Below are 14,054 nucleotides of genomic sequence, written 5' to 3'. Positions count from 1 at the left end.
GTCCGGTTATGTCCCGAAGAGATCGGCTTGGCGGGGTTTGTCCTGATTGGCAACGCGCCGAACGTGGCGCTGGGAAATGCCGAGAGCGCGGGCGATTTCCTCGCGGCTCTTGCCTGCCGCCTGTAGTGCCAGCACGTCCGGCTTGGCGCTCTTTTTTCGGTTCGGCACGTAGATCATGTTGCCGCCGAGCATACTGCATAGCGCATAGCCGTCCTCTCTGCCAAGAGCGCGGATGAACGGATGAGCTTCATCGGGAGATTTCGGAACCGGGACTTCGATGCCGGCATACTGCTGAAGCAGCTTCAACGCCACGCGCAGACCGAGGGTTTCGGCGACGTCGATCAGCGAGGCGGGAATGCCGGCAAGGTTATCGGCCGTCATCGTGAAGCCTTTCCACGCTTCTCCATGGCTTTCAGCGCATCAATGACCTTGGAGGCCTTGCCATAGTCGAGTGCGTCCGGATCGACGGCGACAGCGTTATTGTCAGGGTAGAGGCAGGCTCGGCAGAAATTTCGCAACGCCTGCCTGGAGCCGTCGTTAACGACGCCGAGGCGATGGCAAGATTTCCAGAGGGCGTGGATCAACCGGATATACGGCTTTGTCGACGCCGGCAGCTTCTTTCCGCCGGACGTCACGCGAAAGCCAAGCCGCTTCAGCTCCTCGACAACTGCAATGCGCTGACGCTCCGACATGGCACGCAAAGAGTTGATGCCGGTAACGCGACTATAGAGCGCCCGCACCGTATCTTCGTCCAGGCCGAGCTGCGCGCGGGCAATATTGATAACGGCGAACGTGTTCAAGGCGCACCTCCGGCCTGCCTGTTGAGCGCGGCGATTGCGACGTAGGAGGGTTGCGGGCACGGATGCAGCACCGAGATCGGCTTGCCGTCTGCCACGTCGAAAATCGCGGTGCAGGCGAACAGAACGCTGAACCGGCCGGTATCCGCGCCGTGGGCAGTGACTTTTGCGCCGCAGGCCGGGCAGTTCGAAAGATCGCGCAGAACGTTAAGGCGTGCGGATGCCAACATATCCATCATTCGCCTCCGGCTGGGGCAGCTCCGCCCGTGTCTGTGGCGTCGCGGGCAGCCTCGAACTGTTCCTTAGAAAAGTGCTCGCCGATGCTGTCCGAGTACCGTCCGAGGTGTCTTGCTGTCCGGAAAGCCGCAAACGGCTCTAACGCCTTGCGCAACTGCTCGCGCTGGCTTTTGAGCAATTCGATGCTTTCCCACGCCGCGAATGGGTCTTCGGTCTCGCCCATGTCGCTGGCGATGCGCAACATCTCGGCGGCGAGCGCGGTGATGGTTTCCGGGGCGGTATAGCCGGTGCCTTTGCACGCTCCGCAGAGGAGCGAGGGGAAGCCGACCGGGCAATCTTCGTCTTGCTCGATGGTCGTGCAGGGGCATTCGGTGAGAAGGTCACTCATCGGAAATTCCCTTCGATTTTATGGAGGAACCCTCCGGGTCCAAGGAAACGCCCTCGATCTCGTCGGGCGCGAGAAAGTCGAGCTCTAGCGGATGGCAGAGGCCGGGATGCTTGCAGCCATCGAATTGGACATGCACATAGTGCGTGTGCGTCTCGGCCTCCTTCAGGATGGTGCCGAATTCACCCGTGACGCTGTGCTCGACACGGCCGCCGATGACCGGCCGGACGCCGTAATAACGGAAGATGTATTCATACTGGCCCGTCATGACGCATTCGCCGCGCTTGCTGCCTTCTGAAGCTCGACCTCGTGCTGATCACGGGCGTTCTTCAGGACGGCCGGCCCAACCTCTTCGATCGTCTGCGCATACAAGGTGCCCAGTTGGACCCAATTCCAGCTGCTCTGGTAGGCGGTGGCCGGCGGGGGGAAGTAGTGCCGCACGCACACTTCGAACCGGACGATGAAGCCGGATCGGGAGTGCATGACCAGGGCGCGTGCCCATTCGGCAACATCGTCCACCATGACTGCCGCCAGTTCAGGCAGGGCAGAGAAGATGGGGTCGCTCGGGTCCTGAGCATCCTCCCATAGTTCGATGAGCCACTCAGGCGGATTTTCCGTATCGCCAATCATGCCGATCGGATGGATCGCGGTGACACGGGCCTCCTCCTCAAGCATCTCGTCGTTATAAGTAGCGGGGGTCATGGTCACCTCACGCCTTGGCGAGATTGATGGTGACGGCACGGAATTCGTCCTGATGCGACTTCCGCACTTTGAAATGCAGGTATTCGCGCACCATCACCGTGCGTTCGGCATCCGCAATCGCCTGCATGGCACGGACCCAGCGTTCGTCCTTGATATCGTACTTCCTCAAGTCCAGAATTTTCTGGCGATCCAGCTTGCCCTTCTTGTCGACCTCGAATGCGCCGAGGACGAGGGTTTTCAGTTCGGCGATCGCGTCGGAAGTGATTTCGCGCAGGTATTCGTCGATGAGTGATTTGGCGATATGGATTTCGGGGCCGAACTCCATAAACTTCCCGACCTTCATCTCCACGCGCATCAGATCGTCAAACGTGCGGAGTGAATAATTGCCGCCGGGGCCGCCGATCGTGACGCGATATTCCTGTTCGAGGAGCGCGATGATAGACGCCATGTCCTGTTCGGTATGGCGACGGAAGCGCGTTACCTGCGCCGAAAGGTCAAGCGCATAGGCGATGATCTTTCTAACGACCTCATCCTGAAGCTGATCTTTCGGCTTGACCAACGTCCAATCCATCCACCGGCCTTCGGCATCCTGGACGTGGTTGCGACCGTTGATTTCGATGAAGCCGGTCGGCGGGGAAAGCTCCTCATACTGATCGGCAGGGATGAGCCGGCCGCGAATGTCCTCGATGTAGATTTTCCCGTTCACTTCGTAGGTCGGGCGGGCGGTTTTCGGTTCTGCGATGATGCAGGCTTCCATGCTGAAATCCCTTGTATGAATCAGGCCACGCCGCCTTCGGGCGACGATGGACGGTTGAACTTGACGTGGATGACGTTGCCTTCCGCCGAATGGGCCGGAGCCGCTGCGGCGCAACGCTGGGCGTGCTCAAGCTTGAGAACTTCGCGTTCGCAAAGATCGAGCAAGGTGGTGACAGTGCCGGCGTAGCCCGGATGGATCGGAACGTCGGCTACGCTGTGCAGGTGGGCGAAAGCCTTCAGCAAGGCGATCATGTCGGATGTCCAGATCATGCGAGGCTCCCGATTTCGATCATGGGCGACGAAATGAGCCTGCCTTCCAAAGGCGCATGCGGCCTGCCGGTCAGGTATTGGATGCGCTCCTCCATGTTCCGGGCCTCCATCTCCATCGTCCGGAACGTTAGGACCAGCTCGGAGCGCTCCTCGCGGCTAACAAGCGGCAGCATCCGGTCTCGGAGCGCGACAAGGGCGTCACACAGCATCGTTCACCTCACTCTTTGGCTTCAGGGGATTAAGCGCGCAGGACTGGCAAGCAGCCCACTGGCGAAGCTTGACCGGATCACTGGTCGACATGGTCGCGCGGGCGTAGGACAGGCAAACGCGCTCGCCGATCGCCGCACGCTGATGGGGGCACCACACCTGATGGGCGTACCGCCGCACGACCTGGTCGGCGATCTTGCGACTAACCTTGTCGAGCTTCGCCGAGTATTTTCCGGCGCAGAGGAGCGAGATCGCCGTGCGAGAAACGCCGAGTTCATCGGCAATCTGCTGCTTTGACCGCTTTGGCTTCGCAGCCTCGGCGCGCAGGACATCGATCCAGGCGGGATCGGGCAACGGGATCAGGCTCTGCTGCCGCACGGCACATCCTCCCGCGTGTTGTAATCGTGCAGCGCCATCCGCTTGGGGCTGAAGGCAGGTGCGAGCGGCCCGGTGTTTTTAACGAGCCGGTAGCGCTTGAAGCCGCTGGAAGTCAGCTTCGTGCCGCGCCTGCGTTCGCGCAGCTCTTCGACGTAGCCCGCCCGGATGAGGTACGCGATGTAGCGGGAAGCGTTGTTTTCCGGCCGCATATCGCCAGCGCGTGCCGCCGCCATGACAAGGTCGGCGATCGTGAAGACGCCGCCCATACGCATTGCGCTCCAAAGCCGCCGCCGAAAAGTGTCGCGGACGGGCCGACGCGCGCGGGCCGTGTCCGGACGCCAAGGGCCGCTGGAGATCGTCTCGCCGGCCTGCGCCGCTGCGATGCCCACAGGGGTCAGCTGGTAGCAGCCCGTCTCCACCCTTTCGAGGTAGTCGCGCAGCACGAGCTTTGCCGCACCATCGGAAATCTGGCGACGGCTGAGGTCGAGCATCTCATCAAGCTCGTCGATCGTGCGGCAAGCGCCATCGGCAAGGCAATGCAGGATCGTGCTGGGGATTTCTCCCGGTTCAAGGCGCGCGTCCATCAGACAACCCTCGGGACCATGACGGGCTTGCTGGTGGCGCGATCGTCAATGATGATCTGACCTGCCATGTCACGCAGGGTCACGCCGTCGGAGCCGGGTGGGGAAATCAGGCCAAACCGCTCGATGCGCGCGATGGCCTCAAGGATTTCGCGGTTATAGCCGCCAGTCACCTTCAACACGAAGTCCACCAGATCGTCGGCAACCCGGACTTCGCAGCGTTCGTCTATGAAGTGACGGACATCTTCCTTGGAGGCGCGCGTGAAATGTACCCGCTGCGAAACGCGAGACGCGACCTGCGGATAGCGCTTCAGCTTGTCGTTGACCTTATCCATGCCAACGAGGATTGCCGGCAGTTCGAGATTGTCGGTGAGGTCGCGCACCGTATCGAGAATGGACTGTTTTCCGGCGATATGATCGGCCTCGTCGATGACGATGCCGAAGCTTCCGCCCTGAAGCGAAAGATCATGACGAAGGGTGGCGAGGACTTTTAACGCCTCTTTGAACTTCACTTTGAAACCATTCGGAGGAACGACATTCATCGCCTCCAGGAGGTCATCCATGAACCACTTGGCGTCCCATTCCTTCTTGGCGCGCAGGTAGATGCTGCCGGTCTGGGCCACCCAATGGCGCAGTGTCGTGGTTTTGCCGAGGCCGGGTTCGCCATCGACCACAATAAGGCAAGCTTCCGGTGCGCCGCGATCCTCAAGGGCGGAAAGCGCCTGAAAATAGCGCTTCACATTGCTGGTTCTGACAAAGGCATTCTTCATTTCATGTCTCTCTTGTGCATGGTCCTGTCAGGCGGCGGCGCGAACGATCTCGGTGAGAGCGTCCACGTCGATGCCGTCGAGGAGGAAGAGTTCAATCTCGGTCTGCCGGTTGAGGCAGTCCCGCAGTACGCGAACTTGGCTACTGGTGAGGCTGTCCGGATTGGCGAGCGCGAAACGGGCCAAATCCTGCTTGGAACGGATGATGGGCGCGGCCGGAAGGTCGGCCATGGGCGTCGGGGTGGATGCGCCGGGGCTGTTGTCCACGACCAGCACGGGGCCAGCGGGGATCGGCTCGGCCCGAAGGTCGATGATTGGCATGGGCTCCATGGAGGACTGCTCGACAAGGTACGGAGCGACAAACTCGCTCTGCACGTCCCGCAGTTTGCCCTCCAAGCGCTTGACGCGGCCCTGAGTGCGCTTCTCCTCTGCCTGCTTCTGGACAGACATCGGGACATAGTCGCGCTTGTTGCTATCCCAATCCGCCACACAGATCAGGCGGCCGGGCTGATGCTCGGCGTGATCGATCTCGCGCACCCAAACCTTGGACGCGTCATCGAAATCGTAGCCGACAAGCACCCACTCGTTGTTCCGAAGCTCCAGCTCCCGATGGTGGTAGGTATTGTTTTTCCACGAAACGAAACCTCGCTGGACCTTGCGCGCGATCGTGGGCCGGAACAGATCGTCAATCTCGTCGGCATCGACGGGAACCGGCTCGAAGCCGTCTGCGACATGCAGCGCCCAGAACTGGTTCGGCGTGTAATGCCGGTACTTTCCAGCCGCCTCGTCATAGAAGCGCGGCAGGCCCTCATGTTCGGTATCGTTATATTCCGCGACCGCTTCCGCGCACATATCGCGAAAATCGTCCCACGACGGCAGAAGGCGGGAGGAGCCGAATTCCTTCAGGTCGCGGCGGGTTTCCTTGTGCGCCGCCTTGGCGGCTTCCTTGTCCATCGGCTTGCCGAGATAGGTCGGCAGTTTCTTCGCAAGCGGGTTCCAGACCGAACCGTTAAACCGTTCGATGATGCCCTTTGCCTGTGAATTGTATGGCAAGGCATGCATCTTCGTGATGGAGAGCCGCCCCATGAGGCCACTGGTGTCGGCGTCAAAAGCCTTGTTCTTGTAGCCGGGGCCACGGTCCACGTAGAAGATCGCGCAAATGCCCTCCGCCTCGCAGGATTTGCGCAGGGCTTCCGTCACCGCGATGACGTTTTCCTTCAGCGAGACGGCGAAGCCGACGCATTTGCGTGTCGCAACATCCAGAATGGAGGTGATTTCCGGCTTAAACGCCTTGTTCGAAATCGGATGCGCCACCTCGGCGTCGAAGGTCTTGCCATCGGCCGTGTAAATCGTGGTCGGGAACAGGTTCTCCGTCGAGCGCTGGATGTAGGCCATGCGCGAACGCAGGGTCAGAAGTCCCTCACGGCCGACATTGCGCTCGATATCGTTCAGCTTGTGCTTCAGCGTGTAGCGAACCTGCTCAATGGAGAGCGTGCTGAAGGGATTGACTTTGAGATAATCCTTCAGCGCCTCTGTCGCGGCCGGTTTCGACGGCCGGGCATAGTAATAGAGGAACGACTTGAACTCTTCCGAGATCGGTTCCTCTTCATTCGTCAGTGCTGGGGCAAGAGCTGTGACGCCAGCGGCATCACGAAGGCTGAACCAACGCTGCACCGTGCGGAGGGAAACTTTGAAGGCATCGCCACAACGGTCGTTCGCCAAGCGCAGTGTGTCGGCAAGCAACCAGAGCCCGTTCGGGTCCTCAAGGCGGGAGGGACGCTCAAGCATCAGCAGCTCTCGCCCGTTAACCGGCTCGCCTGCCTTTGATTTCTCGCTCGCAACCACCCATTCTGCGTGGTGCTCCTGCGCCGAGACGAAATCTAGGATGGCCTTGCGACGGCCGACGTACCCGTGTTGCGCCGCGTAACGGTCGATCGAGAGGAGGATTTCGCCACGCGCTTCCATGGTCTGGCGCTGGCGGAACCGCAGCGACGTCACCGGCAGGGTCTCGACCTTCTTGCGCTCGACTTCCCGCCGCATCTCCTGCGCCGCCAATTGCAGCGCCTTGGTCTGTCGTGCGTGGATGACGTCCTGCATGAAGTCGGGCAGGAGCGAAAAATGGAATTCCTTTCCGCCGCCGCCCTCTCGGCCGGAACGTTCGCGGCAAAGGTTGTCCGGCAGGGAGGTCCATCCTTGCTCGGCAACCAAATTGTTGACGCCGCGCTTGCTCCAGGGAAAGTTTTTAACGCCGCGATCTTTCGCGATGGCGGCAAGCTCTCGGGCGCTGAACCATTCGTTGGAGGTCATCGTTTTGCTTTCCTGCGCGCGGCAAGCACCTGTCGGCGCGCCTGCATCTCTTCAATGTGATCTTCCAAGAGGCGCTCTTCGATCAGCGCGGCGTATTCATCCTCGATCACGGTCAGGCCGAACTCGCCGGGCACGAAGCCGAGCAAGCCCTTGGCTCCGGTCGCATGAACGAGGGCAACGAAGGCATCGAGCGGGATGCGGTGATCTTCCGAGCTTTCGGAAGTCCACTTGTAGAGCATGTCCGCTGAGACCTTCCGGCCGAGGAAATCACTGATCCGTTGCGCCACGTCGTCTCGGCTGAGACCTTGATCTTCGCGCGCATCGCGAAGGGCATGCGAAATCAGCCGCGCAATTTTGGCGTCCAGCCGCCCACGTCCGATCACGTCGGCGCTGTAGCCGATAGCCACCTTCGGCGGCTCCCAACTGAACAGGTCTTTCGTGAGGGGATCGCGGCGGCGGGACATGGTTAGATGCGCCCCCTGCGCTTGAGCGATGCGACGATGCGCTCTTCATGCTCCAGGACAACGGTATCCAGTTCATCGTCCTTCAGGCCGCCGAAGAATTTCGACAGCGTGGCGATGCCCTTTTGAAATTCTGCGAGCCGAGCAGCAGCGGACTGGGCACTGGCAATCGACGAGGCGACTGGCTGCGGTAGGGCCTTCAAGGCGTTCCGGGCGGCTTCCGCCTTTTTTTCGGAAGGTGTCTTTGCCGCGCCAGTCTTCAGGATTTCCACGGCATCGGCCACGGTCGATGCAACTGGTGGATCGGCCAGAACCATATCCAGCACCGTCACCTGATCGGCCGGCGACTGCTCGGAAAGCTCTTTCAAGGCAGATTGCCGTTTCGCGATACGCGTGCCGGTGGCGCGTTCCCGGCTTTCAGGCGTCAGGTCGGTCCAGATTTTAACGGCAAGCTTGATCGCACTCTCACTGAGGCCGATTTTTTCTGCCGCCGACTTCGTGAAGCCGAGGATTTCGGGCGCTTCCAGATCAGAAGCCAATTTTTGGCTTCTGATCTCTGATTTGCGGTCGCCGCCATTTCGGGTCTCTGGAAACAGGCGCTCATGAACCTGCTTCAGGTCATAGAGGTGGTGGCAACGGTCGAGTGCATCGAGATCGACACGGCCGAGATTTTCCATGACCTCTTCGAGCTTCGCCTCGTCATCGGTCGAAGCCGTCGAAATGGTCGCTGGGATCGCCTCCCATTGCAGTAAGCGGAAGGCCTCAAGGCGCTTGCGACCAGCTATCAGGCGAAAACGGTTGCCGACAAGGCGAACACGGATCGGGTGCTGAAGGCCGGTGGCGGCGATAATAAGGGAAAGCGCTTTCGCCTCTTGCTCATCGTAGGAACGGGCGCGATCGTCGGGAATGTCGATCTCTGCGAGAGGAATATCACGCACCCCTTCGGTGCGCTGGTCTGGAACGTAGGAATTCTCGGGATTGAACATGGTGTCCTGTGGGAATGTGTCTGCTGGACTGCTGCGGAGCCGCCGCGTCGGGGGCATTGAGACGGCGGCTCCGCGAGGCCACGCCGGACGCAAGACCGGATCGACGCGGCAAAGGGGGTGGCCGAGCGCAGCTTCCGACTACGGCTCGGCCGTCCCGCTGGCACATGAAGGCGATGCCAACGGGAAAGGCGTGAGGCGCTAGCTGGTCCGTTCCAAGTCGGCAGCAATCTGCCGGAAGCGCGCGGCGACATTCGCCCTCGCTGTGGCGCGCACATCCAAGTTGACGCGGGCAACCTCCTCTTCGATCATCTGCCGCGCGACGAGGACGAGCGCCGGGTCCGGCCGCCCCTCACTGAGATCAGGAGGCGTGATGCTCGCCCCCATAAGCGTGGAAAACACCGTCCCGCCAAACGTTGCGGGCGTCAGTTTTTCAAAGGCTTCCTCGGTCGGTGCAGTCGAACGAGGCGGAGTGAAGAGGTGCTCGATGCCGGCATCTTCTAGAACAGGCATCACCACGATCTGGCTCTCGGAAACAATCGGGCCGCCCGTATCATCGGCCGGTCGCCGCACCTTGCGCCCCGGCTTCGCTTTGGCCGTCTCAGCTTCCGTCTTGCCGTTGGCTCCGGGGGCAACTGTACCGAGCGCTCCCGGCCGGGCGATGCCGCCCGCCTGGACGCCGGCCTGCCAACGCTTCACCACGGAGCGCGGCGGCGCGATGATGCCCGCAAAGGTTAGGTCCTGCACGAAATCGTTGTAGGCCACGACGCCGTTATAGGCCGGCTGATGAATTGCATCCCAAAGACGGGACGCGGCCTTTACGGCCTTCTCAGGCAGATCGTTGAAAAAGGGAATGTTCTCGCGATGCGTCATGGTCATTGCGCGGCTCTCCAAATGAGAATGAGGGCTGTTGCAGTGCCGGCGAAGTAGAGGACGCCGAGCACAAAGGCAGTGATGGCCCAGAAGGCGAAGAAATCGCGGGCGGAGAAGGACAGGAGGGCGCGATACACGGCGGCGAGCGCGTTCATGTGGGGTCGCCTTCCGGCAGGTGGCCCAAATCGCGCGCTGCACTGAGGTAGCCCAAGACGTAGACTGCGCAGAGTTCAACGCGGACACGATCTTCGTCCTCTATCGGCAGATCGGCGAAGGTATCTTCATACCAGCGCGCAAAGCTTCTCTCGCCCGCATCGGCAAGTTCATATTCCGAGGCGTAGCCCTCGACCTTGTTGCGGATTTCCGCGTCGCTCGGGATTTCGAGCAGGCTGAAGATCGACGCCTGAAGTCGCAGACGACCGTTCTCGATGTCAGACGGTGTGTTTGTGTCCGACACGAAACGGATCATGCCGCCACCCGCATGTCAGACGCCCTACCCGATTTTTGACTTTCTAACGCCTCGGATTTCGCGGTATGGAAGATGCGGTTAGATTGTATGGGGTAGCGGTCGGGCCAGACCACTTCGACGGGATCACCAAGGAAGTCTGCGATCAGCTGTTCGTTCGGCCGGTTCCAGCGCGTCCAGATGCCGCGAAAGGTGTTGGGGTTGCGGCCGTTCTCAACGGCGAAGTCGCTGAATTTGACGCCTCGGCGGCGAAACTCGGCGAGGATCGAATGGCGGTCCCACTTGGGCTTGGCCTTTGCCATATGACTAACTCCTACAGGAAGCGGGTGGTAGCGCACCCGCTTTTTGCTCAGGGATTTGCAACATTTGCGGGTCGCCGAAGCGGGCCGCACAAATATGATTATGCCCAATTGGGAATTTCGTCAATTCCCAATTGGGCATGTTATGGGGCTGTTGTGTCTGAAAAGATCGACGCTGAGGAAATGCTGTTTCGTGAGCGCGTTCGCGACGCTATCCAGGCAGGGGGAAAATCGGGGGTGATGGCCCGGAAAACTGGCATTCCTGTAGGAACGCTGAACAAATATGTTTCGTTACGCTCGACCCCATCCGCGCCGAACGCTTTGAAGATAGCTCAAGCTGTTGGCCTCTCTGTAGAGGAGCTTGCGGCCGGGATAGCTGTGGGTGAAGGCAATCGGGAAGAGCTATTGCGTGCTGGACGCCCTACGCGTGAGATAAATCCCGCGATTTTCAAAGCGGTCAAAGCTATGATTCGCGAAATCAACGACTCTCAGGGAATAAGGCTCACTGAAGATGCGCGTGAGAGTGAAACCATTCGTTGGTATAATGAGCTGATTTCGATGGCTAAGGGCAATACCGACGAAGGAAAATTGCGGAGCCTTCTCGGAGGATTGGAATACGATATCAGACAGAGCGTGATCGAAGCGGTAGCGGAACCCGGCACTGGCAAACGCTTGGCTTGATGATTGTCAGAAGTTGCATCCTGCTCTCCCCATGCCTATTACGAGCGCATATTTTTACGTGCAATGTAGCGCCGAACTATATTCTCGGTTAAGGTAACCTGGCATGGTAAACGCTTGAGGGACCTATGAAAAAGGTACGGGAAATACTGAATGTTTGCGGCTTTGCAGTTGCAATTATAGCGACCACCGCTGGTTCGGCACACGCTTCAGAAGTTACACTTGGTCGAGGGGACGAGCCGGTTTTTGTCTGGCGTGACGGCGATGCAATGGATGAGGGTTTCAAGCTCATCCGCGCTGGGGTTCACAAATCCAACCCTATGATGGTCATGGAGCTGTTGTCGTGCGCCGTACCAGCGGGCACGAAGGCAATTGTGACCGACAGCGGTTTCGCTACGCATAGCATCCTGGTGATCGACGGCGAGAATTCGGGTTGCCGGGGAGATGTCGTGACCGAGGATATCAAGAGGCAGTAATTCGCAACGTTTCCGTCGTTAAGTGGGGGTAGAAGATCGCTCCATTCTAACGCCGCCTTCTGCCACCCCTGTTCCCACCTCCCGATTTTTAAGTTGAACCGCTGCTGCGCCGCAATGCCCTGCAATTCCGCGCTTTGCGCAAGGTGGGAACAAAACGAGCGAGGTGGGAACGTATTTCCCACCTCGCTCAACCAACTCGAATTTGCTTCGCACCAATTTCCGTCACGTTTCTGGCCGCAAGCCGGTGCACAAGTGCTCCTCCGCTGCACTGCCACGCTCGCAAACGCCTGATACCTCGGGCTTTCCCGGCGCTTAGCAGAACACCGCACCAAGGTGCATGGTTTTAGGGTCAGAACGCACCGTTTCGCATCAGGAATGCCGGCTTTCACCTCGATTTCAGGGGGTGTTGTGCAATCCGTCCGCACCGCCATAGCAACCGGAGAGGCCGAATTCCTCTTTCATTACGGCTACTTGGCCCGCGTTTGGTAGGTTGAACCCTTTGTGTCAAAGGCAGTACCCCCCTACACTTGTCCCATTGGCGGCAGGACGTCGAGTTGGGGGACGTGGCGAAAGAAGATTGCCGAGAAAACCGCGCCGGAGAAAAAGAAGCTGGCGCGGCTGGCGAACAAGACGAGATGGCCGATCATTGCGCCGCGGATCGGCGCGGCGACTGGCACCCGATGATATCGTAGCCAGTAGCAGACCTGCATGACGGACGCCGCAACGACGGCGATGATTGCCGTGGACGTGGGAAGCTGCTGCGGTTGGCCGATTGCCGTGACGACTTGCTGGAAAAGCGGAAACACGACCAGCACCAGAACGGTAGCGGCTCCCGTCTGAATCGCAAGCAGGATCAGATAGACAGCATGCGTTGTGGGGCGCGGGGCGCCGGCGTCACTCTGCATCGGCGCCCTCGCGCTGGACAAGATCGCGCAGGCCATGCGCAAGTTCCTGCGCGGAGACATCGCCCGTGATCGCCGACTGGACGACAAAGCCGAGGATCATTGCGAGCAGCGTCTTCGCGACGTCCCCGTCATCGGCCGTCTTTCGGATCTCGCCGGTACGCTTCCAGTTCGCGACGGCGTCGGCGAGCCGGGCGCGAAACTCCACGTAGTAGACCTGCATCGTCTCGCGCAGATGCTCGTTGCGCTGCGCCTCGCTCCAGCCCAGCAGGGCGACGCGCCGGAGGTCGTATCCCTCGCGCGCGGTGAAGTCCGTGACAGCTCGGGCGATGTCCTCGATAAAACGCGCCGGCGGTGGCAGCGGTGCCGCGTTCAGAAGCGGCTCGACCCGCTCCCGCAGGCCCGTCAGCGAGGTCTTCACGGCGGCGAGGATCAGTTCGTCCTTGCTGGGAAAATAGGAATAGACGGCGCCGGCCGAGAGGTTTGATGCCGCGATGATATCGCTCATCGTGGTGGCGTGCAGACCTTGCTTCTGGAAGCAGGACCAGGCGGCTTCGAGGATCTGGATTCGGCGGAGCGCGCGCTTTTCGTCGGTTATCTTTGGCATGCCTTTTATTAAAACGAATGCTCGTTCTTTACAAGCGTACCCTTGTGCTTTAAATAGAATGAATGTTCGTTTTATGGAGGCATCCATGATCAAGGTCACAGCCATTGAAACCGGCAAGGCCCGCATGAAGACGGCTCAGCGCACCGGGCGCGAAGGCCGGGGCGGCATCGGCCGCAAGATTGACATCTTCCGGGACCCGAACTGGGTCGAGCCGCTGCCCATTCTGTGTTTTCTGGTCGAGCATCCCGAAGGGCGCTTCCTGGTGGATACTGGCGACACCTGGCGCAACTCGGTTCCGGGCTACCTTCCGGGCTGGAACCCGTTCTACAAGCAGGTGCAGATCCGCGTCGCGCCGCATGAGGAGGTCGGCACCCGGCTGCTCGCGATGGGGCTCGATCCGGCCGAGGATATCGATACCGTCATCCTCACCCATTTCCACCACGATCATACCGGTGGGCTCGATCACTTCCCCCGCAGCCGCATTGTCGGCCCGCGCGCGAACTACGCGACCTCGACCGGACTGCGCGGCATGATGACGGGCTGCCTGCCGCAGCGCTGGCCGGTCTGGCTGCGGCCGGAGCTTGTCGAGATGGACGGCCCGCCGGTCGGCCCGTTCGCGGCGTCCCATGCCATCACGCGCGATCGCCGTATCCTGCTCGTGCCGACGCCGGGCCATGTCGACGGGCATGTCTCGGTCATCGTTCGCGGAGAGGGCATGACCTATTTCCTGGCCGGTGACGCCACCTATTCGCAAGCCAATCTGCTGGCGGAGAAGACCGACGGCGTCACCAATGATCCGGCAACGGCCCTAGCGACATTGCGGGCAATCCGCCGGTTCGCTGCCGAGGAGCCGACGATCCTGCTGCCGGCGCACGACCCGGACGGCCCCGCGCGGCTTGCCGCCGGCACGCCCCTCGCCTGA

The 14,054-nt window shown here is 60.5% G+C and carries 23 protein-coding genes; 3 read left to right on the top strand and 20 right to left on the bottom strand.

Features of this window, described 5'->3' with window-relative positions:
- Window positions 1–6: 6 nt before the first annotated feature.
- The 18 genes from AC1RWL_RS25935 to AC1RWL_RS25850 all read right to left on the bottom strand — a co-directional run bounded on the left by AC1RWL_RS25935 (window position 7) and on the right by AC1RWL_RS25850 (window position 10,472).
- Window positions 7–381: a helix-turn-helix domain-containing protein gene (locus AC1RWL_RS25935; protein ID WP_493096563.1), complete on the bottom strand. Its 375-nt coding sequence runs from the start codon at window positions 379–381 to the stop codon at window positions 7–9.
- Complete coding sequence (locus AC1RWL_RS25930) at window positions 378–800, bottom strand: phage protein GemA/Gp16 family protein (protein WP_493096564.1); 423 nt, start codon at window positions 798–800, stop codon at window positions 378–380. Before AC1RWL_RS25930 ends, AC1RWL_RS25935 begins: the two co-directional genes overlap by 4 nt.
- Window positions 797–1,033, bottom strand: coding sequence for a hypothetical protein (locus AC1RWL_RS25925; protein WP_493096565.1), 237 nt, complete (start codon window positions 1,031–1,033; stop codon window positions 797–799). The genes AC1RWL_RS25930 and AC1RWL_RS25925 overlap by 4 nt, the downstream gene beginning before the upstream one ends.
- Window positions 1,033–1,422 carry a hypothetical protein gene (locus AC1RWL_RS25920; protein ID WP_493096566.1) on the bottom strand — a complete coding sequence of 130 codons (390 nt, stop codon included), beginning with the start codon at window positions 1,420–1,422 and terminating at the stop codon, window positions 1,033–1,035. Before AC1RWL_RS25920 ends, AC1RWL_RS25925 begins: the two co-directional genes overlap by 1 nt.
- Window positions 1,415–1,687, bottom strand: a complete 273-nt coding sequence (locus tag AC1RWL_RS25915) for a hypothetical protein (RefSeq protein WP_493096567.1) — start codon at window positions 1,685–1,687, stop codon at window positions 1,415–1,417. The genes AC1RWL_RS25920 and AC1RWL_RS25915 overlap by 8 nt, the downstream gene beginning before the upstream one ends.
- Entirely contained in the window at window positions 1,684–2,121 is a 438-nt protein-coding gene (locus AC1RWL_RS25910; protein WP_493096568.1) for a hypothetical protein, read from the bottom strand. The genes AC1RWL_RS25915 and AC1RWL_RS25910 overlap by 4 nt, the downstream gene beginning before the upstream one ends.
- A 7-nt stretch (window positions 2,122–2,128) precedes the next feature.
- On the bottom strand, window positions 2,129–2,992 hold the full coding sequence (locus AC1RWL_RS25905) for a DUF3164 family protein (protein ID WP_493096569.1): 864 nt from the start codon (window positions 2,990–2,992) through the stop codon (window positions 2,129–2,131).
- Window positions 2,899–3,147 (bottom strand): hypothetical protein, encoded by a 249-nt coding sequence (locus tag AC1RWL_RS25900; RefSeq protein ID WP_493096570.1) that lies wholly within the window; start codon window positions 3,145–3,147, stop codon window positions 2,899–2,901. The genes AC1RWL_RS25905 and AC1RWL_RS25900 overlap by 94 nt, the downstream gene beginning before the upstream one ends.
- 198 nt (window positions 3,148–3,345) lie before the next feature.
- Window positions 3,346–3,732, bottom strand: coding sequence for a MarR family transcriptional regulator (locus AC1RWL_RS25895; protein ID WP_493096571.1), 387 nt, complete (start codon window positions 3,730–3,732; stop codon window positions 3,346–3,348).
- Window positions 3,714–4,316 carry a hypothetical protein gene (locus AC1RWL_RS25890; RefSeq protein WP_493096572.1) on the bottom strand — a complete coding sequence of 201 codons (603 nt, stop codon included), beginning with the start codon at window positions 4,314–4,316 and terminating at the stop codon, window positions 3,714–3,716. The genes AC1RWL_RS25895 and AC1RWL_RS25890 overlap by 19 nt, the downstream gene beginning before the upstream one ends.
- Window positions 4,316–5,083, bottom strand: coding sequence for an AAA family ATPase (locus tag AC1RWL_RS25885; protein ID WP_493096573.1), 768 nt, complete (start codon window positions 5,081–5,083; stop codon window positions 4,316–4,318). The genes AC1RWL_RS25890 and AC1RWL_RS25885 overlap by 1 nt, the downstream gene beginning before the upstream one ends.
- Window positions 5,084–5,110: 27 nt before the next feature.
- Complete coding sequence (locus AC1RWL_RS25880) at window positions 5,111–7,387, bottom strand: transposase (protein ID WP_493096574.1); 2,277 nt, start codon at window positions 7,385–7,387, stop codon at window positions 5,111–5,113.
- Window positions 7,384–7,851, bottom strand: a complete 468-nt coding sequence (locus tag AC1RWL_RS25875; RefSeq protein WP_493096575.1) for a hypothetical protein — start codon at window positions 7,849–7,851, stop codon at window positions 7,384–7,386. The genes AC1RWL_RS25880 and AC1RWL_RS25875 overlap by 4 nt, the downstream gene beginning before the upstream one ends.
- A gap of 2 nt (window positions 7,852–7,853) precedes the next feature.
- A complete protein-coding gene (locus tag AC1RWL_RS25870; protein ID WP_493096576.1) occupies window positions 7,854–8,834 on the bottom strand; it encodes a ParB/RepB/Spo0J family partition protein in 981 nt (326 codons plus the stop codon).
- A 198-nt stretch (window positions 8,835–9,032) separates the two neighbouring features.
- Window positions 9,033–9,710 (bottom strand): hypothetical protein, encoded by a 678-nt coding sequence (locus AC1RWL_RS25865; protein WP_493096577.1) that lies wholly within the window; start codon window positions 9,708–9,710, stop codon window positions 9,033–9,035.
- A complete protein-coding gene (locus AC1RWL_RS25860; RefSeq protein ID WP_493096579.1) occupies window positions 9,707–9,859 on the bottom strand; it encodes a hypothetical protein in 153 nt (50 codons plus the stop codon). The genes AC1RWL_RS25865 and AC1RWL_RS25860 overlap by 4 nt, the downstream gene beginning before the upstream one ends.
- A complete protein-coding gene (locus AC1RWL_RS25855; protein ID WP_493096580.1) occupies window positions 9,856–10,173 on the bottom strand; it encodes a hypothetical protein in 318 nt (105 codons plus the stop codon). Before AC1RWL_RS25855 ends, AC1RWL_RS25860 begins: the two co-directional genes overlap by 4 nt.
- Window positions 10,170–10,472 carry a helix-turn-helix domain-containing protein gene (locus tag AC1RWL_RS25850; RefSeq protein ID WP_493096581.1) on the bottom strand — a complete coding sequence of 101 codons (303 nt, stop codon included), beginning with the start codon at window positions 10,470–10,472 and terminating at the stop codon, window positions 10,170–10,172. Before AC1RWL_RS25850 ends, AC1RWL_RS25855 begins: the two co-directional genes overlap by 4 nt.
- Window positions 10,473–10,625: 153 nt before the next feature.
- Here AC1RWL_RS25850 and AC1RWL_RS25845 point away from each other — a divergent pair, with 153 nt between their 5' ends.
- The gene (locus AC1RWL_RS25845; protein WP_493096582.1) at window positions 10,626–11,150 is read left to right on the top strand and encodes a helix-turn-helix domain-containing protein; all 525 of its coding nucleotides are present in this window, start codon (window positions 10,626–10,628) and stop codon (window positions 11,148–11,150) included.
- Window positions 11,151–11,275: 125 nt separating this feature from the next.
- Complete coding sequence (locus AC1RWL_RS25840) at window positions 11,276–11,623, top strand: hypothetical protein (protein WP_493096583.1); 348 nt, start codon at window positions 11,276–11,278, stop codon at window positions 11,621–11,623.
- A gap of 521 nt (window positions 11,624–12,144) precedes the next feature.
- Here AC1RWL_RS25840 and AC1RWL_RS25835 read toward each other — a convergent pair.
- Both AC1RWL_RS25835 and AC1RWL_RS25830 read right to left on the bottom strand, forming a co-directional pair.
- Window positions 12,145–12,528 (bottom strand): hypothetical protein, encoded by a 384-nt coding sequence (locus tag AC1RWL_RS25835; protein WP_493096584.1) that lies wholly within the window; start codon window positions 12,526–12,528, stop codon window positions 12,145–12,147.
- A complete protein-coding gene (locus AC1RWL_RS25830; protein WP_493096585.1) occupies window positions 12,518–13,132 on the bottom strand; it encodes a TetR/AcrR family transcriptional regulator in 615 nt (204 codons plus the stop codon). The genes AC1RWL_RS25835 and AC1RWL_RS25830 overlap by 11 nt, the downstream gene beginning before the upstream one ends.
- An 85-nt stretch (window positions 13,133–13,217) precedes the next feature.
- On the opposite strand from AC1RWL_RS25830, the gene AC1RWL_RS25825 reads away from it, so the two are divergent.
- Entirely contained in the window at window positions 13,218–14,054 is an 837-nt protein-coding gene (locus AC1RWL_RS25825) for an N-acyl homoserine lactonase family protein (RefSeq protein ID WP_493096586.1), read from the top strand.

This window comes from Shinella sp. GW821-FHT10F02, from assembly GCF_058809275.1.
The sequence above is the reverse complement of the archived record's forward strand: the minus strand, read 5'-3'. Positions and strand labels throughout refer to the sequence as shown.